General features: G+C 54.4%; 1 protein-coding gene. It reads left to right on the forward strand.

Annotated elements, in window-relative coordinates:
* On the forward strand, positions 1–753 hold a 753-nt coding region (locus tag IDZ20_RS04655), incomplete at both ends, for a thrombospondin type 3 repeat-containing protein (RefSeq protein WP_188150272.1).

Here is a 753-nt window from a genome sequence, read left to right on the forward strand (position 1 = left end):
AATAATGCTGATACCGACGATGATGGAGATGGTGTTGAGGATAGCAGTGACGCCTTCCCTCTAGATGCCAGCGAATCAGCCGACACCGATGGTGACGGTACCGGCAACAACGCTGATACCGACGATGATAACGATGGCGTTCAAGATGGTAGCGATGCCTTCCCACTAGATGCCAGCGAGTCCGTTGACACCGACGGCGATGGTATCGGCAATAATGCTGATACCGACGATGATGGTGACGGTGTTGAGGATAGCAGTGACGTCTTCCCACTAAATGCCAGTGAATCAGTCGACACCGATGGTGACGGTACCGGTAACAATGCTGATACCGACGATGATGGAGATGGTGTTGAGGATAGCAGCGACGCCTTCCCTCTAGATGCCAGTGAGTCCGTTGACACCGACGGCGATGGTATCGGTAATAATGCTGATACCGACGACGATAACGATGGCGTTCAAGATGGTAGCGATGCCTTTCCGCTGGATGCTAGCGAGTCCGTTGACACCGACGGCGATGGTACCGGCAATAATGCTGATACCGACGATGATGGTGACGGTGTTGAGGATGGCAGTGACGCCTTCCCTCTAGACTCCAGTGAGTCCGTTGACACCGACGGTGACGGTGCCGGTAATAATACTGATACCGACGATGATGGTGACGGTGTTGAGGATAGCAGTGACACCTTCCCGCTGGATGCCAGCGAATCGGCTGATACCGACGGTGACGGCGTCGGCGATAACGCTGATGCCTTC

The sequence above is a fragment of the Teredinibacter waterburyi genome (genome assembly GCF_001922985.1).
GTDB lineage: Bacteria > Pseudomonadota > Gammaproteobacteria > Pseudomonadales > Cellvibrionaceae > Teredinibacter > Teredinibacter waterburyi.